Genomic DNA, 21,392 nt, shown 5'->3' with positions numbered 1-21,392 from the left:
CCCTGGATGTTGGGGCGGCGCTTTAATGCGATTGATTTGCAAATGCAACGATTCGGAAACGAACTGATGCAAAATGTGCATCGGGGCGCAATATGGCGCTATCGATCAGTCATGATGGCTGCCGGGATGAGTGGGCGATTGATGCCGGGACAGCTCCGGCCGTTGCTTTCGTCTGCCTCTTCGCATCGCTGCACGGGTTCGTTGCGCCCGGAGCCGCAGACAAGAATAGTGAGGGTGTGGAAAGGCAAGGCCCGCTTCTGGTCGCTTTCAGACCATCCCCCGCTATACCGGCAGCACGAACTCCACCGGCGCAGTGAATTCGATGCGGTCGCCGGATATGTCGGACGGGGCCTTGGGATAGGGCGAGGCGCGGTGCAGCATGGCGGCGGCCTCCTCGTCGAGCGAGGCGCGGCCGGAACTGCTGATCACCCGCCCTTCGATCAGCATGCCGGCGCGGTCGATCACGAAGCGGACCTTCACCACCCCTTCCTCATGCCGCATCTTGGCGCGGCGGGGATAAATTTTGTGGGCATAGAGCCAGGAACGCACCCGCGCGGCATAGGCGCGGCTGTTGCCGGCCGGGGCATTGGCGTCCAGCCCGTCGGCAATGCCGCGCCGGGCCGGCGGCGCGCCGGCGCTGGCGGCCATGACCGGCGCCGCCCGGGCCGCGGGCTGCGATGACGGCGCCGCTGCGGCCGCCGGCGTGGACGGAGCAGCCGGCGCCACCGCGACGGGCAGCGACAATGCGGAAGGGATCGCCACCATCGGCGGCGGCACCGGCTGCGGCGGGCTGACCGGCGTTGGGGGCGGCGCCTGCGTCGGCACCGGAGCTTCGGGCTGCGCCGTCGCCTCCGCCGCCTCGGCCTGTTCCGCCCCCTGCTCCACGCCCTTCAGCGCCGCCAGCGACATGACGGTCAGTGCAGCCCCCTCCTCGCGCTTCGGCGCGCGGCCCATGCCCAGGTTCAGCAGCGCTGCGATCAGCAACGCGTTGATCCCGAGCGAGGCCGCCGCCGGCCCCGTGACGCGAAAGGGACGCCGCACGCCCGTCATGGCGTCAGAAGGTATTCGCCACGGTGAAGCGGAAGCTCTGTCCCTCGGCGGCGAGCGAGGACAGATGGCGGCGATATTGCTTGTCGAAGATATTATCCATGGCGATGCGGAATTCGAAGCCCTTGGCCACGCCACCCTGCGGCTTGAAGGCGAAGAACAGGTTGTGGACGCTGTAGCCCGGCGTAGCCAGGCCCGACCCGGCCGAGGCGAAGCTGCCCGGCGTCACCTTGTCCTGCCGCTCGGCAAATTCGCCGGTCCAGCCGCCCGACAGGCCGCTCGCCATATCATTATAGCCCAGCGTCAGGCGATAGTCGTTCGCCGGGATGGTGTTGAGATAATCGCCGGTCAGCCGGTTCTTGCCATCGATGAAGCTGGCATTGCCGCGCGCATAGAAGCCGCCCATGCCATATTCGGCCTCCAGCTCGATGCCCTTGAAGCGCGACCGGTTGATATTCTGGAAATAGGGCGTGCCCGCCGCGGCCGAGACGTTGACGATCAGATCCTCGACGTCGTTCTGGAACAGGGTGGTCTTCGCGCGGAAGCGGTCATTCTTGCCCAGCATATCGTCGAAGGACAGAGTGAAGCCGGCTTCATAATTGTCCGACTTCTCGGGCTTCAGGTCCGGATTGTTCGGCCGGGTTGCGCTGCGGGTGAAGATTTCGTCGATATTGGGCATGCGCACGGTGCGCGCGACCGACCCGAACAGGCCGAACCAGGGCGTGAGATTGTAGAGCGCCGCGAGCTTGGGCGACACGCCGCTATCCTTCACCTTGTCGGTCAGGACAGTGCCGCCGACCACCGTGTCGCCCGGCGTCAGTCGGGTCCAGTCGACGCGTACGCCAGGCATGATGGTCAGCTTGTCGGACCAGACGATCTCCAGCTGACCGAACAGGCCATAGCGGTCCATGTCGCCTTCGGGATGGGTGCCCGCGCCCGGCGTCACCGTGCCGTCGAAATTGACGCGGGGGTTGCGCCGTTCCTGCGTGCTCCACTGGCCGCCCAGGATCAGGAAGGTCGTCCAGTCGCCGCCCATGGCGAACTCGCTGGTATTCTGGACCTTGGCCTGCCAGCTTTCATAGGAGAAATCGGAATATTCCAGGTTCGCGCCCAGGAAGGTCGTCTCGGTCTGGTGGACCTTGGACAGCGAATAGGCGACCTGCGCCTCGACATTGAAGAATTTGCTGCCGTCGAAGTCGTTCACATAGCCCAGCACGGCGGTCTTGTCGTGAACCCGGCGGCGCATCAGCGAGCTGCCGGTGGCGGCCGAAATCTGGTCATAGACCTGCGGCGCGTCGCTGATCCAGTCCTGGTAGGACGCCCAGATCGCATGCTTCTTGTTGCCGCCGATCGCGACCCGGCCCTTGACCAGCCAGCTGTCGGATTCGGTGGCGGAGGCAGCGACGGTGTCGCCATTGCCGCTCTTGTAATCGTCGGTGCGGCGATAATTATAGCTGCCCAGCAGTTCGACGCCGTCGACTGGCTCGGTCGCGACGATGCCCGACAGCGTATGGCCCTGCGCATTGGTTTCGGTCGCACCCTTCAGGCGCACGGCCAGCTTGTCGCCGTCGCGCAGGAAGTCCGACGCATCCTTGGTGGTGAAGTTGATCACGCCCGCCAGCGCGCCCGCGCCATAGAGGGTGGAGGATGCCGGGCCGCGCAGCACCTCGACCCGCTTGTAGAGTTCGGGCTCGCTGAAGAAGGCACCCATGCGATATTGTTCGTAGAATTTGGTGACGCCATCGACCGTCATCAGGATGCGGTTGTCGCTGTCGCCGATCGCCGTGCCCATGCCGCGAATGTTGAAGCCCTGGCCGAGCTGGCCGACGCCGCCCTGCACATTGACGCCCGGCATGCCTTCCAACAGGTCGCCGATCGTCGTCGCCTGCAGCTGGTCGATATCCTCCTGGTCGAGCGCGGTCACCGCCTGCGGCGTGTCCAGCGCGACCTTCTCGACGCCTGCGGAGATGATCATCCGGTCGAGCGCGAACTGCGAATCGCTCGCCACCGCGATGTCGTCACTCTGCGCCTGGGCCATTGCCGGCAACGGCAGTGCGATCAGCGCGGTGCCCAGCAGAAGCAGGGTCTTGGACTTGGTCATGAAAAATGCCCCCGTATCATTGTTGCGGCGCATCACGCGCCGGGTTGGCCGCTCTCTAACCGCATTAAATGCTATTGCAAGTGATTCTCACTATATATTATAGAGAGGCGTAACGAAACCAAGGGGAACCCCATTGTCCAACCATCGCCGCCCGGTGAACGCCCTGTTCGCCGCCGCCTTGCCTGTGCTGCTACTGGCCGGCGCGACCGCCGCCCAGGCGCATATGCCCTATGTGCTGCCCACCCTGTTCGACGCCGGAAAGGCCGACCATGTCACCGTCACCTCGGCCTTTGCCGAGGATGCCTTCGTCCCCGAAGTCGCGATGCGCGACGCGCCCTTCCACCTGGTCGCGCCGGACGGCAGCCAGGCGACGACCGGCCCGGTCACCTATCTGCGTGACCTGTCGGTGTTCGAGGCAGATCTGAAGGCGGACGGCACCTATCGCATCACCACCGGCCAGCGCGCCGGGCGCAAGGGCAAGATGTTCCGCGTCGGCGATGCCTGGGTGATGCGCGGCGAAGGCAGCGATCCCAAGCCCGGCGCGCAGGAGGTCGAGGTGCAGAGCATGACGCTGGCCGACGCTTATGTCACCCGTGGCCAGACGACGCAGGCGGCGCTCAAGCCCGTCGGCACGGGCCTCGAAATCCAGCCGGTCACCCATCCCAACGCCATCGTGTCGGGCAGCGACGCCAGCTTCGTGCTGCTGTTCGACGGCAAGCCCCTGCCCGCCACGCAGGTCACCCTGTTCCGCAGCGCTGGCGTGCATGACGGCCGCAAGGTCGCGACCGAGACCAAGAGCGACGCACAGGGCCGCTTCAGCCTGAAGCCCGACGACGCCGGCACCTATCTGATCCTGGTCCGCCATCGCGGCGCCGCACCGGCCGGGTCGGAAACACCCTATCGCAGCTACACCTACACGCTGGCCTTCGACGCCGCCTGATATTCCGGAGACACATCATGAACACCCGTTCCATCCTGATCGCCGCCGTCATTGCCGCCGCCGGCACGCCCGCCTTTGCCGCCCCGCATGAAGGCGGCGCCTTCGTCCACGACTATGACAGCAACCATGACGGCCAGGTCAGCCGCGCCGAGTTCGACGCCGTGCGCGTCACCCGCTTCAAGGCGACCGATGCCAATGGCGATGGCTGGGTGTCGGAGGATGAATATGTCGGCGAATATGCCGCCCGCCTCGAAAAGCAACTCGCAGAATCGAGCCTGACCGAAGAGAAGAAGACCGAGGAGCGCCAGCGCCAGATCCGCCAGGCCCATGTCCGCTTCAACGTCCTCGACAAGGACAAGGACGGCAAGATGGCGCAGGCCGAATATGACGCATCGGGCGCGCGTGCCTTTGCCGAGCAGGACGCCGACAAGGACGGCATCGTCACCGCCGCCGACGTGCAGGCGACCAACGCCCGCATGGCCGCCATGCGCGCCAAGACCGACAGCTGACACAAAGAAGGACCGGGTTTGCCGGTCCTCATGGAGCTTACCAGGGAAGGGGCCGGGCCGTGCAGACCCGGCCCCTTTCGCATGCGCACCCGCGCCCAAGTCATCGCCGTCATCCCGGACTTGATCCGGGATCCATTCAGCGCTTCCTTGCAGGTGTAGCGCCGAATGGATCCTGACTTTCGTCAGGGTCGAGCAGCCGGAAAGCCCTTCTTCAGGCCCAGTTGAAGGGCAAGGGCGCTTCGCGGAAGGCGAAGCGGTCGAGATGGTCGGCTACGACCTTTTTGAACGTCTCGACATCCGCGTCCGCATTGGGCTCCAACACCACGGTCAGCAGCTCGGCATCGGCACTCAGGTGGATCGGCCCCATCGGAAAGGCGATCTCGCCCTTGTCCGCGTCGAAGCTGGTCTCGAACTTGTGGCTCCAATGCTTGCACAGCTGCTGCAGGTAACGGCTGCCATGGGTGGTCGGCACGGTGGCGGTCAGCGTCATGGGATCAGAGCCTTTCGATCTTGCTGGCGGCCTCGTCGATCAGGGCCGCGACGTCGAACATGGTTTGGGAATCGGCACCTTCCTTTTCAAGCCGATGCTGGATCGCCACCCGCATATTCTGCAACGCGCGGCGGACCGGCGCAGCATCATTACGCTGCGCCTTGCGGGCCAGATGCGCCAGCTTCTCCATCACCTCGGCAACGCCGGCCTCATGCTCGGCCAGATGGGCGGTGCCCGCCTCGGTAATGGCGAACAGCTTGCGACTGCCTTCACCGGGCTGCTCGGCGATCAGGTCCATGTCGGCCAGCAGGGTCAGGGTCGGATAGACGACGCCCGGACTGGGCGCATAGACCGACCCCGACAGACTCTCGATCTCGCGGATCAGGTCATAGCCGTGACGCGGCGCATCGGCGATCAGCTTGAGCAGGATGAGCTTGAGCGCGTCATTGCCGAACAGCCGCCGGCGCCCGCCGCCACGCCCGCCCCGGCCACCGCCGAAGGGACCGTCACCAAAACCGTCTTCACCGAACGGACCGCCCCGCCCCCCGGCCCGACCACCGCCGAAACCGCGCCCGAAGCCCTCGGGGCCAAAGCCGCCCGTTCCGAAGAAGCGGCCATGGCCGCGTCCACCACGATGGCCAAAGCCTCGCGGATCGGCATTGCGCGGGTCGAAACTGCGCGGGTCGAAACTGCGCGGGTCGAAACTGCGCGGGTCGAAACCGCGATCGACCATGGCGTCATCCATGTGCCGGCCCGGCCGGCAACCCCGGCGCCCAGCGCCGCGATCGGAATGGGAAAAATGCATATTCTCTCTTTCAAAATGCTTCATGATGCATTGTGATATATCTTAAAATTCATCAGCGTCAATGCATGAGATATATCTTTATGCATCTTATGATGGAGACACCCACCCGAAACGCCGGAAAATCTGGCTTATCTCCTCAGGGTATAAGCATTATGCAGAATGTGATTGTTCTTGCGATCGATTGTCGTTAGCAGCCCTGCCCAACATGGATCAGGGGATCGCGATGCTGCATCATATCGAAATTCGTCACTCTGCAATCGCGCTGGCGGCGCTGACCATCGCCCTCGCATCGCCAGCCATGGCGCAGCAGGCCGAGGCTGACGCTGACATCAAGAACAGCGAATCGATCGTCGTCACCGCGGCCCGCTCGATCCTGCCGCCCAATGCGCTGCCACTGACGATCGACCTGATCGACAAGCAGATGCTCGACCAGCAGATCGCGATCTCCGGCTCGGTCACCGATGCCATCTCCACCCTCACCCCCAGCTTTTCCCCCACGCGCGGCAAGCTGTCGGGCGCGGGCGAAACATTGCGCGGCCGCTCGCCGCTCTACGCCATCAACGGCATCCCCCAGTCGACCCCGCTGCGCGACGGCAGCCGCGACGGCTTCACCATCGACGGCTTCTTCATCGACCGGGTCGAACTCATCTATGGCTCCAACGCGCTGCAGGGGATTGGCGGCACCGGCGGCATCGTCAACCAGGTGACGGTCGGCGCGCCCAAGCAGGAGGGCATCAGCGGCCGGGTGCTGCTGCAGGGATCGGCCAGTGACGATTTCGACGGCGACGGCTTTGGCGGCAAGGCGGCCGGACTGGTCCAGTATAAGGCCGGCGCTTTCGATGCCACGGTCGGCGCCTCCTATGAAAAGCGCGGCGCCTTCTACGACGCGCGCAACCGCCGCATCGGCATCAACCTGACCCAGGGCGAGACCCAGGCATCGCAGACCACCGATATCTTCGCGCGATTGGGCTATGCCGTCGGCGATACCGGCCGGCTCGACCTGATCCTCAATCGCTATGAGCTGAAGGGCGATGGCGATTATGTCCCGCTCCCCGGCAGCCGCGCCAACGGCCTCCCCACCACCGCGGTCAAGGGCGACGCCCCTGGCACGCCGGGATCGAACCGCACCGAAAGCGCATCCATCTCCTACACCGACAGCGATGTCGCCGGCGGCAACCTCGTCACCCAGCTTTTCTTCAACCGCAGCCGCGACATTTTCGGCGGCGAATTCGCCGCGATCGCGACCTTCCAGGATCCCAGCATCGCGCCGGTCGGCACCCTGTTCGACCAGTCGCAGAACCGGTCGCGCAAGATCGGCGGCAAGATCAGCTATGAACGCGCCCTGCCCGGCTTCGAGGCGCTGACCACCACGGTCGGCCTGGACGTCCTGTTCGACAAGACGGAACAGCGATTGATGGTCACCGGCCGCACCTGGGTGCCGCCCAGCGATTTCCGCTCCATCGCCCCTTTCGCTCAGGCCAATCTTAAGATCGCCGACGGGCTGTTTCGCGTGGCGGGCGGCGTGCGCTGGGAAAATGTGCAGGTAAAGATCGACGATTTCCACACCTTGGCATCGACCACCTATGACGGGAAGAATGTAGCGACCTATGGCGGCGTCGATGTCGATGGCGGCAAGCCCAAATTCTCCGACGCACTGCTCAACGGCGGCCTCATCTTCGAGCCGATCGATGGCATTCGTGCCTATGCCAGCTATGCCGAGGGCTTCACCATGCCCGATGTCGGCCGCGTCACCCGGTCGATCGGCGTCGCGGGCGTCGACCTCGACGATTATCTCGACATCAGCCCGATCGTCTCCAACAACCGCGAGATCGGGCTGGAGGTGAAGCGCGGCCCGATCGACGCCAGCGCCACCTATTTCTGGTCATCCAGCGACAAGGGCCAGATTTTGATCGCGCAGGGCGACGGTATCTTCACCGTGCAGCGCCAGCGAGTCGAGATCGAAGGGCTGGAGATCAACCTGGGCGTACAGACGCCGCTGCGGGGGCTCAAGCTCTCCACCGGCTATGCCCATCTCAAGGGCCGCTATGACAGCGACAGCGCCAATCCCGACGGCATCGTCGATACCGATCTGGACGGCACCAACATCTCGCCGGATCGCCTGAACGTCGCCGCCGACTATCGCCATGGCGCCATCTCGGCGCGGCTGCAGACCCAATATTATCTGTCGCGCAATTTCCATGGCAAGGCGAACCCGGACCGGCGCAACAATTTCGGCGGCTATGCGGTCACCGACGCCTATCTTCGCTACGACACCGCATCACTGGGCGGCGTCTATCTCAGCGTCCAGAATCTGTTCGATAAATTCTATATCGACTATAATAGCGACACGCGCCTGCCCAACGACAATCTGGCCTTCTTCGCCGGTCGAGGGCGGCTCTTCACCCTGGGCTGGGATTATCGCTTCTGATCATAAGCGGGCGGGCCACGGCCCGCCCGTTCAGGCCATCAGAGCGACGCGAAATCGATCGGCGCATGCCGGTCGAGCGTGCGGCTCTGGTCCTCCAGCGGATATTTGAGGCCGCTGGCGCAATTGAACAGCACCGCCCGTTCACCCCGCCCGATCAGCCCCTCGTCCAACGCGCGCTGGTAAGCCGCCAGCGTCGCCCCGCCCTCCGGGCACAGCAGCAGGCCATCATCGCGCGCCACGTCGCGCACCGCCGCCGCAATCGCCGCGTCCGACACCGCCAGCGCGGCGCCGCCGCTTTCCCGCACCGCGCGCAGGATCAGGAAGTCGCCCACCGCCTTGGGCACGCGAATGCCCATGGCGATGATCTGGGCATCCTCCCAGCGCTCGGCAAATTCCACGCCCTGCTCGAACGCGCGGACCATCGGCGCGCAGCCTTCGGCCTGTACCGCGAACATCTTGGGGCGCTTGGAGCCGATGAAGCCGATCTTCTCCAGCTCATCGAACGCCTTCCACATGCCGATCAGGCCGGTGCCGCCGCCAGTGGGGTAGAAGATCGCATCGGGCAATTCCCAGCCGAGCTGCTCGGCCAGTTCCAGCCCCATCGTCTTCTTGCCCTCGATCCGATAGGGCTCCTTCAGCGTCGAGAAATCGAACCAGCCGCGTTCCTTGACGCCCTGGCCGACGATCGCGCCGCAATCGTCGATATAGCCGTTGACGCGATAGACCCGCGCGCCCTGCGCCGCGATCTCGCGCACATTCACTTCGGGCGTGTCGGCCGGGCAGAAGATCACCGATTCCATGCCGGCGACCGCCGCATAGGCGGCCAGCGCCGCGCCGGCATTGCCGTTGGTCGGCATCGCCACCTGGGTCACGCCCAGTTCCTTGGCCATGGAGACCGCCATGACGAGGCCGCGCGCCTTGAACGACGCGGTCGGCAACCGCCCCTCATCCTTGGCCAGCAGCTGCGCGCCGCCCAGCCGCTCCGCCGTGCGCGGCAGCGGGATCAGCGGCGTCGCATTCTCGCCCAGGCTCACGATGTTGCTGGTCTGCCGCACCGGCAGCAATTCGCGCCAGCGCCACAGGTCCATCGGCCGGCTGCTGAGCGCTTCCTTGGTCAGCGCGGCCCGCACGCCGTCCAGATCATAGCGCACCAGCAGCGGCTTGCCCGCCGCCGACAGCCCATGCAGGCGATCCGCCTCATAACGCTCGCCGGTCAGCGAACATTCGAGATGGGTAACAAAGGTCGGACGGTCGGTGGTGAGGTTGAGATCGTGGCGCATGAAAATCCCGTTCGTTCCAAGCCTGTCATTTGCCCGTCCCTCTCAAAAGAAAGAACAAGGCTTCGACAGGCTCAGCCCGAACGGGTTGAGAAAATTAGTCCGGCTTCTTCGCCACGCTGACCATGGCGGGGCGCAGCAAGCGGTCCTTGATGCTGTAGCCAGCCTGCATTTCCACCAGCACGGTGCCCGGCTCGGCGTCCGCCGACGGCAGTTCCATCACCGCCTGATGCTTGTTCGGGTCGAGCGGCTGGCCGACCGATTCGATCTTGGTGATGCCGTTGCGGCCGAACACCGCCTCCAGCTCGCGGCCGGTGGCTTCCAGGCCGGTCACCAGCCCCTTGAACTTGTCGTCCTCGCGCAGATCGGCGGGGATGGCGGCCAGTGCCCGGCCCAGATTGTCGGCCACCGACAGCACGTCGCGGGCAAAGCTGGTCGCGGCATAGGCGCGCGCGTCGGCCAGTTCCTTCTCCAGCCGGCGCCGCACATTCTGCGTATCGGCATGGGCGTAGAGAATGTCCTGCTTGGCCGTTTCCAGCTCGGCTTCCAGCGCTGCGATACGCTCGGCATGGGCGTTTTCAGGGGCGTCCACGGGGGTCTCCTCCTCGGGCAGCTGGTCCAGGGTTTCGGTATTTTCGATAGTCTGCTTGTCTTCGCTCATCTCATCAATCTCGACAGCGTCTGTGCGGTGAAATCCACCATGGGGATCACTCGGGCATAGTTCAAGCGCGTGGGGCCGATCACGCCAACCACGCCGACGACCCGGCCGTCCCCACCGCGATAGGGGGCGGCTATGACCGATGAACCCGAAAGGGAAAAGAGCTTGTTTTCCGAACCGATGAAGATTTTGGTCGCGCTGCCGGCCAGCGCGCTCTCCAGCAGGCGCGAAATCTCCTGCTTGCCCTCCAGTTGCTCCAGCAATTGCCGCACCCGGTCGAGGTCGGCGGCGGTGCCATCGTCGATCAGATGCGCCTGCCCCCGCACGATCAGCACGGGCCTGTCATCGGCATCATGGCTCCAGATCGCGATGCCGCGCGTCACCAGTTCACGCGCCGCGCCCTCCAGCGTGGAGCGCTCCTGCTCCATCTCGCGCGCCAAGAGGTCGCCGGCCTGGCGCAGGGTCAGCCCGCCAAAGCGCGCCGACATGAAATTCGCCGCCTCGTTCAGCATCGATGGCGTCACCCCGCGCGGCAGGTCGAGCACGCGATTCTCGATCGACCCGTCCTGCCCGACCAGCACGGCCAGCGCCTGCCGATCATTCAAGGGCACGAAACCGAACTGGCGCAGCACCGGCTCGCGCCTTGGCACCATGACGATGCCGGCACAGGCAGACAGGCCCGACAGCGTCGCCGTTGCCGCCGACAGCGCCTCCTCGATCGGCCCGCCCTCGGCCAGCCCCGCCTCGATCGCGCGGCGCTCCTCGACCGATGGTTCGGCTGCCTGCATCATCCCGTCGACGAACAGCCGCAGCCCGGTCTCGGTCGGCATTCGCCCGGCCGAGGTGTGCGGCGCGGCGAGCAGACCCAACTCCTCCAGATCCTGCATCACATTGCGGATCGAGGCGGCCGAGAGGCTGAGCCCCATCTTGCTGATCGTGCGCGATCCCACCGGCAGTCCGGTGCCCAGATAGCTATCCACCACCATGCGAAACACGTCGCGCGCGCGGTCATTCAGTTCGGCGATGGAGGCGGTGGCGGCCATGGCGATGATGTAGGCGGCTTTGATCGCTGGCTCAACGGGGGAGATTGGCCATTTCCCTATCCGTCATGCCGGGCCTGACCCGGCATCCCGCTTTTCTTGGTTCCAGCTGGAAAGCAGCGAGGTTCTGCAACTCGAAGCCGAGGTGGTGATGCGCGCAAATGGCCGGTTACGGAATGTCGGGTTTTGGGTTGCTGTCAGCCGAAGCAGCCAACAGTCTTTGGGATCATGCTAGGGAAGCTCCTGCGAATACCTAATCTCAAAGATCGACTGACCCGATTTCTCTTCTCGGCAGATGGCGTGCATCAAACTGCTTGCAGGCTGGGACTCAATAAAATTCTGCACAAAACTCTGCGTAATCTCCGTCGCCATCTTCCGCGTCACCCTTGTGCCCGGCATGTTGATATTCGTACGTGCTTGCTTCGGCTTCCCGTCGCCATCATCGTCAACATAGGTATAGTCGATCCTAAGCACGATTATCGCTCCTGACTTTGTGGCCTCGGCGAAATGTCTGGCGCCAAGCTCCTCGGCAAACATTGGAGCCGAATATTCTTCTGATAGATAGAAGCATATCATGGAGCATAGCCATGACAGATCGCGGGCTTCGTCCTGCTTATCTGGACTCCATGCCCCAGGCTTGCGCCGGTTGCTGTGAAAGTAGTGGCCTCGCCGTTCGATCAGGTGGTCGGCGATCTCATCCCTGGTAGGCGAACCGCGAAGAAAAGTGCCGGTCGGTGTGGCAGGCCGCGTTCGATCCTCTCGGAAGTCGGCCTTCGCTGAATTGATCGCATCCATAAGCACCGCATGACCTTTAAACGCCTTTTCGAGACCAGCCTTCTTGAATTGCCCGTTGCTGAAAAAGGCGTCGAGGATCAGGAAATAGTAGCGGAAAGCGTCAATGTATCGCGCTTCCTTGGACGCCTCACGAGCGTAGCCGGTCAGGGTGGCAAAGAGCCGGTATCGTTCGTCGTACGGCTTTTCCGCGGCCATCATGGCTCGCGTAAAATAGTCGTATGTCAGAGCAAGCGGGCGGTCATCGGCCTCGCCATAGGTGAAGCGGCTAATGGCAATAGCATCGGTCTCTTCCGGCGTTTCCCCTTCATATTCTGCATCCGTCCGATCGAACGCAACTTGGACCGGAAAGAGTGCCTGCATGAAGCTAAAGCCATTTCGAACCTGCTGGCGAAGCAGCGTGTGAAGTGGATCGCTCACTGAAATCGTCGGCGGTTGCCCCGGCTTTTCAGGGTCGGTCATAGTCGGCGCAAGGGATGTGGGCTGGCCCGTGAAGGTAAACAGCAGTCCACTGACCATATCGCCGTCCCCAACTAGTGTCAGACGCGCGCCCAGCACATCAATGGGCCAATGGTCCCGCATGCGGATAGGCTGCTTCAAGTGGACGGTATAGCGCGCGATCATAGTCGAACGCTATGGCGCCACCATTGGAACGCAACCCTTTACCTTAGAGGACACGATAGAAAATGTTCGCTCGTTAACGGCCGGTTTCAGGTCCTAAGCGCACGTCACAGAATGTCCGACATGGGGCGCAACCCCGCCTTCGCTTTCCTACTCGCCGCTCTTCTGATCTACCCTACACGATGGAACAGGCCGCTCTCACGCCCCGCTTAACACCCCCGCCCCACGCGCGAATCTGTCGCGTCGCTGTCGTTTCAGTGTCGCCTCGCTGTCGCGTCAGAGGCGCGCGACCGTCGCGTTGGCGTGACCCACGTGTCGCGTGGCCGTCGCTTCGCTGGCGCGTGGCAGGCGCAATTCGCCGGAATCGACGCAATTTATCCCTGCGACACTGTGAACTTCGGGCTGTCGCGTCGCGGGGCGGCGGTTCAGCTGGCCGGCTTGGGCTTCAGCATCGGTTCGATGCCCAGCGTCTTGGGTATCCCGCCGATCGTCGTGCGGAGTTTCGCATAGCGGCTGTCCATGCAGCCCGACTGGAAATCGAGCCGGGTCGGCTTCGTCCCGTTCTTCCCGCCGCCGCGCGTCCATTCGATCGTGTAGCTGGGCATGTCGGTGGCGAAGCGGGTGCAATTCTCGCCCTGGGCGATGCGCTTTGCCGTGCCGGTCGCCGGCTTCCACGGGGCAAGGCCGGTGCGCAGCTGGCGATATTGCGCGGCGCTGACGGTGAAGCGGGTCGGACCGGGGACGGAGGTAAAGCGCTCGGGCTCCAGCAGGCCGGAGCCATCGGGCGTCACCGTGAGCGTATAGGCGGGACAGGCGCCGAAGCAGCGACCGGCGGTAAAACGGATCGTGTCGCCGGCGGCCGTTGGCGGCTCCAGCTCCACCTTCTCCCGATCGGTCACGCATCCCGCCAGCGCCAACATCGCAACCGGCCCCATCATCATCGCTCTCTTCATGGCGCCCCTCTTATCGCAACTTTTGGCGCTTGGCACTGGCATGCAGCGCAGCCGAGCGCTAAGGCCCGCCACCTGACCGCTTCGGAGTAGAATATTATGCGTCCTTCCGGCCGCGCGCCCGACCAGATGCGCGACATCACCATGGAACCCGGCTTCACCATCCATGCCGAAGGCTCGTGCCTCGTCAGCTTCGGTGACACCCGCGTCCTGTGCACCGCCTCAATCGAGGAAAAGGTGCCTCCCTTCCTGCGCGGCAAGGGTTCAGGCTGGGTCACGGCCGAATATGGCATGCTGCCCCGTGCCACCCACACCCGCGGCAGCCGCGAGGCGGCCAAGGGCAAGCAGTCGGGCCGCACCCAGGAAATCCAGCGCCTGATCGGCCGATCGCTGCGCACGGTCGTCGACCTCAAGAAGCTCGGCGAGCGCCAGATCGTGATCGACTGCGACGTGATCCAGGCCGATGGCGGCACCCGCACCGCCGCCATCTCGGGCAGCTGGGTTGCGCTGCGCATCGCCGTCGACAAGCTGCTCGCCTCCGGCGCGCTCAGCGAAGACCCGATCATCCAGAAGGTCGCGGCGATCAGCTGCGGCATCTATGAAGGCACGCCGGTGCTCGACCTCGACTATGCCGAGGACAGCAATGCGGAGACCGACGCCAACCTGATCCTGACCGGCAACGGCAAGTTCGCCGAAGTGCAGGCCACGGCTGAGGGTGCGGCGTATGACGAGGAAGAGCTGCTCCGCCTGCTCCGCCTCGCCCGCATCGGCTGCGCCAAGATCTTCGCCGCGCAGGATGTGGCGACGGGTCGGTAATTGAAATCCGTTCGCTTCGAGCGAAGTCGAGAAGCAGATAGCGCATTCGTGCGTTTCTCGACTACGCTCGAAACGAACGACACAGGGTAGAGCCAGATGAGCGACGATTTTGGACAGGAACAGGCGATCCGCAAGCTGAAGCCAGGCAAGCTGGTGATCGCCAGCCATAATGCCGGCAAGGTGCGGGAAATCGCCGCCCTGCTCGGCCCCTATGGGATCGAGCCGATCTCCGCCGCGTCGCTCGACCTGCCTGAGCCGGAGGAGACCGGCACCACCTTCATCGCAAACGCCGAGCTGAAGGCGATGCAGGCTGCCGACCTCTCCGGCCTGCCGGCGCTGGCCGACGACAGTGGCCTTTGCGTCGAGGCGCTGAACGGCGATCCGGGCCTCTTCTCCGCCCGCTGGGCCGGGCCGGACAAGGACTTCGGCATGGCGATGCAGAAGGTGTGGGACGGGGTGCAGGCCAAGGGGCCGGACGCCGGCCATGGCGCCCATTTCATCTGCGCCCTCGCCCTCGCCTGGCCCGACGGCCATGTCGAGGCGTTCGAGGGCCGGGTCGACGGCCTGCTGGTCTGGCCGCCGCGCGGGGCAAACGGCTTTGGCTATGACGCGATGTTCCAGCCCTTGGGCCACGACATCAGCTTCGGCGAGATGGACCCGGACGCCAAGCACGCGATGAGCCACCGCGCCGACGCCTTCGCCCAGTTGGTCAAGGCCGTAATCTGAACCAGATGGGGGCAGTCCCGACCGCCCCTATTCCTCGCCGCCCGCCAGCACCGGCGCCGCATCCAGCGGCCCCATGCCGAAAATGTTGCCAGCGGGATAATAGCGGCAGACGAGATAATCGAAGCTGCGCCCCTCGGCCAGCGCACAGCCCACCGACCGGGTGCCGCGCCAGATGATCTGGGTATAATGGGCGACATCCTGCCAGCGGCCGGTGGTGCTGAAATTGGGCATCTTGCCCGCCCGGCGAAAATAGCGCCGTTCATTGAGGAAGGCGCCGACCATCACCTCATAATCATAGAGGCCCCGGCTCCCCATCCACAGATTCTCCCCGCTCGGCACCGCGCGGGTCGCGCGTGGGCTGTGGGCAAAGATGTTGGTCCGCGCCATCTGCCGCGCATAGCGCGCCGCATCTGCCGCCAGCGTCCGGTCCCAGGCAAGCGGAGTCAGGCCCCAGCGGCTGCGTTCGTCATTATGCATGCCCAGGACCACATCCTGCAGCAGCCCATCGTCGCGATCGGCCTCTTCCATGCCATATTGTTCGGCCGGGCTGGGCGCACGCCGCGCCGGCGCCGCCTGCCCCTTGCCACCGAAAATCCCCAGCATCATGGCGGCCGTCGCAACGGCCAGCCCCCATTTCCACCCGCGCATCGTCTTTGTTCTTTCGACCCGATAGCCCGCGCCTCTCCCCCGGCCCGGCCGGTTCGGAACGCGATGCTGCGGCTAAACGCCCGATCGTGTGAAGCAGGGATGAATAGTCCGGCGCAGGCGATCGCCTGTCGGCGTCACTCCGACGAAACGGGTCGCAGCTTCGCCGAATCGATATGCCAGCGCCGCTGCGCGGCCGATGCCCCGTCGACAGCATTGACGCGCCGCACGACATAGGTGCCGGCAAAATGCTGGCGGGTTCCATCCGCCAGTTCCGCGTCGATCGTCACCGGCACCGGCTGGTAGACGGAGCCGGCGCCCGCATCGCCCGGCGTCATCCGGCCGATCGTCACATGGGTCGCGCGGGTGGCGGCAAAGCCGGCCTGGAATCTCTCCATCGTCTGCCCTGCCGGCCCATTTTCGCCCCACTGGCTCCAGGCGGTGCCATAGTCGCGCGCGTTGATCGCGGCATAATAACGCTGCACCACGGCCGCCGCGGCCGCCATACTCTTGGGTTCGGGCGTGCATCCGGCCATCGGCTCGCCCTGGCCGTCGAACAGCGCGCAACTGCGCGCGATCTCATCCTCGATCATCGCACAGCTATTGGCTGCATTGCAGGGCGGATGGGTGGCGGGCGACACGCTGATGCACAGCTTGACGCGGCGCTCGGCCGCAGCCGCGCCGATCTCGGCGGTGCAGGACAGGGGCGTCAGGTCGGCCTGGCTGGATCGGGGGACCGGTGCCGTGTCTGGCTGGGCGGCGGTGGAGGCATTTTCGGGCGTGGCAGGCGCAGCGCCCTGATTATCAGACGTGGGAGATGGTGAACCACACGCAGAAAGGGCAAGCAGCGTAATCGCCGTGCCCATGCAGGCCCATGGCCTTGTTCTTGAAACGGGCTGCATTTTTCCTCCCCCCTTTTGCCGACTGCGCTTCAAGGCATAATCGACAGAGAGGAAAAATGATCCGCCTGGGATAAGGTCTTCAGCCCTGCCAGCCGCCAAAGTCGCGGTCGAACGGGCTCATGCCATAGACATTGCCGGCCGGATAATAGCGGCAGACCAGATAATCATATTGGGCGCCCTCGCCCAGCGCGCAGCCGACCCGACGGGTGCCGCGCCAGATCATCTGGGTATAGTGACCGACATCTTCCCAATTGCCGGTCGTGCTGACATCGGGGAAGCGGGCCTTGAACACGAAGGCGCGGCGTTCGTCCATGAAGGCGTCGAGCATGGCGGTATAGCCATAGGCCCGGTGCGTCCCCATCCACAGATTTTCGCCGATTTCCTCGTCGCGCTCACCGCCGTGCGAATGGCGAAACTGGTTGGTATGCACCATCTGGCGCGCATAGCCGGCTGCATCGGCGGCCAGGCGATCGTCCCAGGCCAGCGCGGGCACGCCCAACGACTGGCGCTCGCGATTATGCACGTCCATCACCACCTGGCGCAGCATCGCGTCGGAACGCGGCGCCGGCTGGATATTATAATAATTCCACACGTCGCGATTGACCGAAGCCGATGCCGGTGCGACCGCCCCTGCGATCATCCCGCCGAAAAGCATCAGTGCAGCCGCTAGCGGGCCGCGCTGAACGCGTCTAAAGATATGTCCACTCATGTCACCCGAAGTCCTTCTCGCCCCACCGGCTTTCACCGAGGCTCTTGGCCTATATGTTCATTGGCCATTTTGTGTTTCGAAGTGTCCTTACTGTGATTTTAACAGTCATGTGCGCGACCGGATCGACGCCGATGCGTGGCAGGCTGCGCTGCTCGCCGACCTTGCCTATGAGGCGGAAAAAACCGGCCGGCGACCGCTCCGTTCGATCTTCTTTGGCGGTGGCACGCCGTCGCTGATGCCGCCCCGCATCGCCGCTTCCCTGATCGAGGCGGCGGAAAGACATTGGGGCTTTTCCAACGACATAGAGATCACGCTTGAGGCCAACCCGAACTCGGTGGAAGCCGCGCGTTTCGGCGATCTGGCGGCCGCCGGGATCAACCGCGTGTCGCTCGGCCTGCAGGCGCTCGACAATGACGCCCTGGCTTTCCTGGGGCGTGCCCATGACGTCGATGAGGGGCTGGGCGCACTCGACACGGCTCGTCGCATTTTTGACCGGGTGAGCTTCGATCTCATCTACGCGCGCCCCGGCCAGAGCGAATCGGACTGGGAAGCGGAGCTGGCGCGCGCCCTCTCCTTCGGCACCGGCCATCTGTCGCTCTATCAGTTAACGATCGAGCCGGGCACGCGCTTCGCCACGCTCGCTGCGCAAGGCAAGCTGACACCGGTCGACCCGGATCATGGCGCCACCCTTTATGAGCTGACCCAGGCGATGACGGCGCAGGCCGGCATCCCTTCCTACGAGATCAGCAACCATGCCCGGCCGGGACAGGAAAGCCGCCATAACCTGATCTACTGGCGCTATGGCGACTATGTCGGCATTGGCCCCGGCGCCCATGGCCGCCGCGGCGGCATGGCGACATTGCGCCACAAGAAGCCGGAAAATTGGATGGGCGCGGTCGATCGCAACGGCAACGGCCTGCAACAGGAAGTGCCGCTGCAGGCCGAGGACAAGGCGCGCGAGGCGCTGCTGATGGGATTGCGTCTGGGCGAAGGGGTCGATCTGGCCCGGATCGCCGGCCTGTCGGGCCTGCCGATCGGCGCGCTGGTAGATGATCGGGCGATCGACCGGATGAATGATCTGGGTCTGGTCTGGCGAACCGGCAACCGGCTTCAGGTCAGCCCGGCGGGCATGTTGCTGCTCGACGCCATCCTGCCCGAAGTGGTGGCGGTCTAAAAAGCCTCAGTCCGGATTGCGATCGAGGTCGGCCAGTTCCTGGTCGATGTCGCGCAGTGCCTCAGCCCGGTCGCTTTCCGGCATGCGGCTGGCGGCGATCTGGGCACGGGCAGCGGTCAGCCCGGCGCGCGCGGCATTGCGCCCCTCCCGTTCGGCATTGCGGGACATGCGCTCTGCATCGCGAGCGTTCAGCATGGCGATCCGCTCCGCCTTGCGGGCCTGCGCCTCGATCGCCCGCTCGCAGATGCGCACCCGGATGTTGCGGCGGCCATTGGCATCGACAAATTCGCGATGGCTGGTGACCTTGTCACCCTCGCAGCCTTCGCGCACGTCGACCACCGGCACCATGCGGGCAATCTCCGCCTCGGTCGGGATGCGATGGGTTTCGACCCGGCCATTGGCATGGGTAACGATCACCCGCCCCGGCTCGCTGCGCACCGTCACCGGCGGCACGGGCGGGACCGGCGGAACCGGGGGCACGATGTCGGCGGCCGGAACCGGCGGCACGGGCGCTGCAGGCGGCACGCGATCGGCATGGGCGACCGGCGCGGGCGCTGCCGCCGGCATGGGCGCGGCGGCGGGAACCGGCGCGGCCTGCGGCAGGGCCTCCCGCGCCGATACGGGCTGCGACACCAGGTTGGTCAGCTTGGCGAAATCGGCCTGATCGACCTTGTCGGTGATCGCCGCCATCTGCTGCGCGGCGCGGCTGCCCGATGCGGTGAGGGCAAGGCCCGTGGCGACGACCATGGCGACGGCGGCCATGCCCCAGCTGATGCGCTTCAACGATGTTTCATGGCTCGAAAGCATTTTCAGCCTCCCCTTGAGCGTGGTGATGCGGGTGAGATGGCAGGCGCCGGCAAATTGGCGACCACCGGCGGCCTTCAATATGGCGCGGCCATAGGCATGGGCCTGATCCTGGCCGTAGAGCGAGAGGACGCGCGCGTCGCAGGCGGTTTCCTGATCGGCGCGATAGGCGCGATAGGCGATCCAGGCGACCGGATTGCACCAGTGCAGCGCCAGCAGCAGCAGCGCGACCATGTTGGCGGCCAGATCGCCGCGCTCATGATGGGCGCGTTCATGGGCGATCGCCATATCCTGCTCCTGCGCGTCATAGCGCAGCCCGAAATCGGTCGGCAGGACAATATAGGGCCGGAAAATACCGAAGGCGAGCGGCCCCGATGCCTGCGGACTGGTGATCAGGCGGATGCGCCCTTCCTCGCCCAGCGGCGTCGATCCGGCCAATATATCGCGGCGAAACCGGGCATAGCCGATCGCCTGCACGACCAGGAACAGGACGACGCCCAGCGCCCACAGGCCGATCGCCATTTCCAGCCAGGGGATGCTTGTCGCGGCGGCCTGTGCCGCGGGCGAAGGCGCGACCTCCAGCAGCGCCGGCAGGCCCGCTTGGTCCACGACATTATGCAGCGGCGAAGGCGCGGCAACCTCGCGCGGAAGCGTTGGCAACAACATGCGGGCCAGAGGCAGCAGCCACAGCCAATAGGCCGCCCCCGCCCCCAGCCAGCGCGCCACCGGGCGTCGCAACATCATCACCATCGCCATCAGCAGGGTCGTGGCGATCAGCGTTTCGGCCATCCAGACGCTCATGATTTCAACCCCTTCAGGATTTCCTCAAGCTCCGCGATATCATCCGCGCTCAACTGGTCCTGGCTCGCCAGCTGGGCGACCAGGGGAGAGATGCGACCGCCGAACAGGCGATTGACCAGCCGGCCGGACTCGCTCGCCACATAATCCTCGCGCGCCACCAGCGGGCGATAGAGGAAACGGCGGCCATCCTGGTCGGCGGCGATCACCTCCTTGGCCATCAGCCGCGACAGCAAGGTCTTGACCGTCTGCAGGCTCCAGTCACGTTCGGCGGTGACGCGATCGGCGACGTCATTGGCGGTTGCCGGCGCCTGTTCCCACAGCGCTTCCATCACCACCAGTTCCGCTTCGCTGATCTTCTCGCTCACTGCCCGATCCCGATCCTGTTCCGACTCTCCAACTACACATGTAGTCGCATCGATTACGGATGTAGTCAATCAGGAAAGCGGCTCGGCCCAAATGGCTTTTCGACGAAAGTGTCGGGCGACCTTACAAACGACAGCGGACGACTGGCGGCGTTAACCCTTGAACCATGCACGAATGCGTGGCTTTCCACTTCTGGCACGCCGGATGCTTCTCTTCCCACATACCCACCGTTCAACTACCCGGGGGATGCCGGCACGGTCTCCGCAGGCATCCCCCACCCGGTGGCCGTTCCCAAAGCTTTCACAGACCTAATCGCCAGCCGGGCTTGCAGCACATTGAACCGTCCCTGGCCGGCTTCATATGCCCGCACTGCAGACAAGAAAAAGGGCGGCCCGACCAGCGGACCGCCCCATGATCTTTTGCCCTGAGCCGGCGATCAGTTCGCCGCAGCGACGCCGTTGTCGGTCATCAGCTGCTGAAGCTCACCGGCCTCATACATTTCCATCATGATGTCGCTACCGCCGACAAATTCGCCCTTCACATAAAGCTGGGGAATGGTCGGCCAGTCGGAGAAGGTCTTGATGCCCTGGCGGACCGCCTGGTCCTGCAGCACGTCGACCGTCTCGTAATTCACGCCCAGATGCTCCAGGATCGCGATCGCGCGGCTGGAAAAGCCGCACTGGGGGAAGAGCGGCGTGCCCTTCATGAAGAGCACCACGTCATTACCGTTGACGATGTCGGCGATCCGCTGCTGCACGGCGTCGGTCATTTCACTGGGTCCAATTCTCTTGTCT

General features: G+C 64.7%; 21 protein-coding genes. 6 read left to right on the top strand and 15 right to left on the bottom strand.

Annotated features, from left to right (window positions below; all coding sequences use genetic code 11):
• Positions 1–282: 282 nt before the first annotated feature.
• The gene (locus tag DIZ22_RS01295; protein WP_107917655.1) at positions 283–1,050 is read right to left on the bottom strand and encodes an energy transducer TonB; all 768 of its coding nucleotides are present in this window, start codon (positions 1,048–1,050) and stop codon (positions 283–285) included.
• A 4-nt stretch (positions 1,051–1,054) separates the two neighbouring features.
• Positions 1,055–3,148 (bottom strand): TonB-dependent receptor, encoded by a 2,094-nt coding sequence (locus DIZ22_RS01290; protein ID WP_234415638.1) that lies wholly within the window; start codon positions 3,146–3,148, stop codon positions 1,055–1,057.
• 133 nt (positions 3,149–3,281) lie between these two features.
• Between DIZ22_RS01290 and DIZ22_RS01285 the strand changes: the two genes are divergently transcribed.
• Both DIZ22_RS01285 and DIZ22_RS01280 read left to right on the top strand, forming a co-directional pair.
• Positions 3,282–4,088 carry a DUF4198 domain-containing protein gene (locus DIZ22_RS01285; protein ID WP_048938728.1) on the top strand — a complete coding sequence of 269 codons (807 nt, stop codon included), beginning with the start codon at positions 3,282–3,284 and terminating at the stop codon, positions 4,086–4,088.
• A gap of 17 nt (positions 4,089–4,105) precedes the next feature.
• Positions 4,106–4,597: a hypothetical protein gene (locus tag DIZ22_RS01280; RefSeq protein ID WP_048938729.1), complete on the top strand. Its 492-nt coding sequence runs from the start codon at positions 4,106–4,108 to the stop codon at positions 4,595–4,597.
• A gap of 211 nt (positions 4,598–4,808) precedes the next feature.
• Here the strand turns inward: DIZ22_RS01280 and DIZ22_RS01270 are convergent, their stop codons facing one another.
• Both DIZ22_RS01270 and DIZ22_RS01265 read right to left on the bottom strand, forming a co-directional pair.
• The gene (locus tag DIZ22_RS01270) at positions 4,809–5,087 is read right to left on the bottom strand and encodes a DUF2218 domain-containing protein (protein ID WP_048938730.1); all 279 of its coding nucleotides are present in this window, start codon (positions 5,085–5,087) and stop codon (positions 4,809–4,811) included.
• 4 nt (positions 5,088–5,091) lie between these two features.
• A complete protein-coding gene (locus tag DIZ22_RS01265) occupies positions 5,092–5,832 on the bottom strand; it encodes a PadR family transcriptional regulator (protein WP_240626790.1) in 741 nt (246 codons plus the stop codon).
• A 283-nt stretch (positions 5,833–6,115) separates the two neighbouring features.
• Between DIZ22_RS01265 and DIZ22_RS01260 the strand changes: the two genes are divergently transcribed.
• A complete protein-coding gene (locus DIZ22_RS01260) occupies positions 6,116–8,320 on the top strand; it encodes a TonB-dependent receptor (protein ID WP_122928743.1) in 2,205 nt (734 codons plus the stop codon).
• 38 nt (positions 8,321–8,358) lie between these two features.
• Here the strand turns inward: DIZ22_RS01260 and DIZ22_RS01255 are convergent, their stop codons facing one another.
• From DIZ22_RS01255 to DIZ22_RS01235, 5 genes are all read right to left on the bottom strand, one after another.
• Positions 8,359–9,600, bottom strand: a complete 1,242-nt coding sequence (locus tag DIZ22_RS01255; RefSeq protein ID WP_048938732.1) for a threonine synthase — start codon at positions 9,598–9,600, stop codon at positions 8,359–8,361.
• 94 nt (positions 9,601–9,694) lie between these two features.
• Positions 9,695–10,258 (bottom strand): nucleotide exchange factor GrpE, encoded by a 564-nt coding sequence (grpE, locus tag DIZ22_RS01250; protein ID WP_048938733.1) that lies wholly within the window; start codon positions 10,256–10,258, stop codon positions 9,695–9,697.
• Entirely contained in the window at positions 10,255–11,298 is a 1,044-nt protein-coding gene (gene hrcA, locus DIZ22_RS01245; RefSeq protein WP_037510582.1) for a heat-inducible transcriptional repressor HrcA, read from the bottom strand. Before hrcA ends, grpE begins: the two co-directional genes overlap by 4 nt.
• Positions 11,299–11,526: 228 nt before the next feature.
• Positions 11,527–12,711 carry a hypothetical protein gene (locus tag DIZ22_RS01240; RefSeq protein ID WP_122927860.1) on the bottom strand — a complete coding sequence of 395 codons (1,185 nt, stop codon included), beginning with the start codon at positions 12,709–12,711 and terminating at the stop codon, positions 11,527–11,529.
• A 422-nt stretch (positions 12,712–13,133) separates the two neighbouring features.
• Positions 13,134–13,661, bottom strand: coding sequence for a DUF6438 domain-containing protein (locus DIZ22_RS01235; protein WP_037516263.1), 528 nt, complete (start codon positions 13,659–13,661; stop codon positions 13,134–13,136).
• Between the two features lie 96 nt (positions 13,662–13,757).
• Here DIZ22_RS01235 and rph point away from each other — a divergent pair, with 96 nt between their 5' ends.
• Positions 13,758–14,474 carry a ribonuclease PH gene (gene rph, locus DIZ22_RS01230; protein ID WP_037516262.1) on the top strand — a complete coding sequence of 239 codons (717 nt, stop codon included), beginning with the start codon at positions 13,758–13,760 and terminating at the stop codon, positions 14,472–14,474.
• A gap of 96 nt (positions 14,475–14,570) precedes the next feature.
• Positions 14,571–15,200 (top strand): RdgB/HAM1 family non-canonical purine NTP pyrophosphatase, encoded by a 630-nt coding sequence (rdgB, locus tag DIZ22_RS01225; protein WP_037516261.1) that lies wholly within the window; start codon positions 14,571–14,573, stop codon positions 15,198–15,200.
• 27 nt (positions 15,201–15,227) lie between these two features.
• Here the strand turns inward: rdgB and DIZ22_RS01220 are convergent, their stop codons facing one another.
• The 3 genes from DIZ22_RS01220 to DIZ22_RS01210 form a co-directional block, all read right to left on the bottom strand.
• Positions 15,228–15,848 carry a CAP domain-containing protein gene (locus DIZ22_RS01220; RefSeq protein ID WP_048938735.1) on the bottom strand — a complete coding sequence of 207 codons (621 nt, stop codon included), beginning with the start codon at positions 15,846–15,848 and terminating at the stop codon, positions 15,228–15,230.
• 134 nt (positions 15,849–15,982) lie between these two features.
• Positions 15,983–16,711 carry a hypothetical protein gene (locus DIZ22_RS01215; protein WP_080993665.1) on the bottom strand — a complete coding sequence of 243 codons (729 nt, stop codon included), beginning with the start codon at positions 16,709–16,711 and terminating at the stop codon, positions 15,983–15,985.
• Between the two features lie 115 nt (positions 16,712–16,826).
• Entirely contained in the window at positions 16,827–17,402 is a 576-nt protein-coding gene (locus tag DIZ22_RS01210; protein ID WP_010337592.1) for a CAP domain-containing protein, read from the bottom strand.
• A gap of 52 nt (positions 17,403–17,454) precedes the next feature.
• Here DIZ22_RS01210 and hemW point away from each other — a divergent pair, with 52 nt between their 5' ends.
• Positions 17,455–18,630, top strand: coding sequence for a radical SAM family heme chaperone HemW (gene hemW / locus DIZ22_RS01205; protein ID WP_080993666.1), 1,176 nt, complete (start codon positions 17,455–17,457; stop codon positions 18,628–18,630).
• A 6-nt stretch (positions 18,631–18,636) separates the two neighbouring features.
• On the opposite strand, the gene DIZ22_RS01200 is transcribed toward hemW, so the two are convergent.
• From DIZ22_RS01200 to grxD, 3 genes are all read right to left on the bottom strand, one after another.
• Complete coding sequence (locus DIZ22_RS01200) at positions 18,637–20,235, bottom strand: M56 family metallopeptidase (RefSeq protein WP_048938738.1); 1,599 nt, start codon at positions 20,233–20,235, stop codon at positions 18,637–18,639.
• A complete protein-coding gene (locus DIZ22_RS01195; RefSeq protein WP_004210924.1) occupies positions 20,232–20,600 on the bottom strand; it encodes a BlaI/MecI/CopY family transcriptional regulator in 369 nt (122 codons plus the stop codon). The genes DIZ22_RS01200 and DIZ22_RS01195 overlap by 4 nt, the downstream gene beginning before the upstream one ends.
• Positions 20,601–21,034: 434 nt before the next feature.
• Positions 21,035–21,367, bottom strand: coding sequence for a Grx4 family monothiol glutaredoxin (gene grxD / locus DIZ22_RS01190; RefSeq protein ID WP_004210908.1), 333 nt, complete (start codon positions 21,365–21,367; stop codon positions 21,035–21,037).
• Positions 21,368–21,392 lie beyond the last annotated feature (25 nt).

Source organism: Sphingobium sp. LF-16, assembly GCF_003711185.1.
Lineage (GTDB): Bacteria > Pseudomonadota > Alphaproteobacteria > Sphingomonadales > Sphingomonadaceae > Sphingobium > Sphingobium yanoikuyae_A.
The sequence above is the reverse complement of the archived record's forward strand: the minus strand, read 5'-3'. Positions and strand labels throughout refer to the sequence as shown.

Excerpts from the sequence above, each read along its gene's own strand:
- DIZ22_RS01200 (WP_048938738.1), bottom strand. The coding sequence starts at position 20,235 with ATGAGCGTCTGGATGGCCGAAACGCTGATCGCCACGACCCTGCTGATG.
- DIZ22_RS01215 (WP_080993665.1), bottom strand. The coding sequence starts at position 16,711 with ATGGGCACGGCGATTACGCTGCTTGCCCTTTCTGCGTGTGGTTCACCA.
- DIZ22_RS01235 (WP_037516263.1), bottom strand. The coding sequence starts at position 13,661 with ATGAAGAGAGCGATGATGATGGGGCCGGTTGCGATGTTGGCGCTGGCG.
- DIZ22_RS01280 (WP_048938729.1), top strand. The coding sequence starts at position 4,106 with ATGAACACCCGTTCCATCCTGATCGCCGCCGTCATTGCCGCCGCCGGC.
- DIZ22_RS01220 (WP_048938735.1), bottom strand. The coding sequence starts at position 15,848 with ATGCGCGGGTGGAAATGGGGGCTGGCCGTTGCGACGGCCGCCATGATG.
- DIZ22_RS01295 (WP_107917655.1), bottom strand. The coding sequence starts at position 1,050 with ATGACGGGCGTGCGGCGTCCCTTTCGCGTCACGGGGCCGGCGGCGGCC.
- DIZ22_RS01260 (WP_122928743.1), top strand. The coding sequence starts at position 6,116 with ATGCTGCATCATATCGAAATTCGTCACTCTGCAATCGCGCTGGCGGCG.
- rdgB (WP_037516261.1), top strand. The coding sequence starts at position 14,571 with ATGAGCGACGATTTTGGACAGGAACAGGCGATCCGCAAGCTGAAGCCA.
- hrcA (WP_037510582.1), bottom strand. The coding sequence starts at position 11,298 with ATGGCCGCCACCGCCTCCATCGCCGAACTGAATGACCGCGCGCGCGAC.
- grxD (WP_004210908.1), bottom strand. The coding sequence starts at position 21,367 with ATGACCGACGCCGTGCAGCAGCGGATCGCCGACATCGTCAACGGTAAT.
- grpE (WP_048938733.1), bottom strand. The coding sequence starts at position 10,258 with ATGAGCGAAGACAAGCAGACTATCGAAAATACCGAAACCCTGGACCAG.
- DIZ22_RS01255 (WP_048938732.1), bottom strand. The coding sequence starts at position 9,600 with ATGCGCCACGATCTCAACCTCACCACCGACCGTCCGACCTTTGTTACC.
- rph (WP_037516262.1), top strand. The coding sequence starts at position 13,758 with ATGCGTCCTTCCGGCCGCGCGCCCGACCAGATGCGCGACATCACCATG.
- DIZ22_RS01210 (WP_010337592.1), bottom strand. The coding sequence starts at position 17,402 with ATGCTTTTCGGCGGGATGATCGCAGGGGCGGTCGCACCGGCATCGGCT.
- hemW (WP_080993666.1), top strand. The coding sequence starts at position 17,455 with ATGTCACCCGAAGTCCTTCTCGCCCCACCGGCTTTCACCGAGGCTCTT.
- DIZ22_RS01290 (WP_234415638.1), bottom strand. The coding sequence starts at position 3,148 with ATGACCAAGTCCAAGACCCTGCTTCTGCTGGGCACCGCGCTGATCGCA.
- DIZ22_RS01265 (WP_240626790.1), bottom strand. The coding sequence starts at position 5,832 with ATGGATGACGCCATGGTCGATCGCGGTTTCGACCCGCGCAGTTTCGAC.
- DIZ22_RS01240 (WP_122927860.1), bottom strand. The coding sequence starts at position 12,711 with ATGATCGCGCGCTATACCGTCCACTTGAAGCAGCCTATCCGCATGCGG.
- DIZ22_RS01270 (WP_048938730.1), bottom strand. The coding sequence starts at position 5,087 with ATGACGCTGACCGCCACCGTGCCGACCACCCATGGCAGCCGTTACCTG.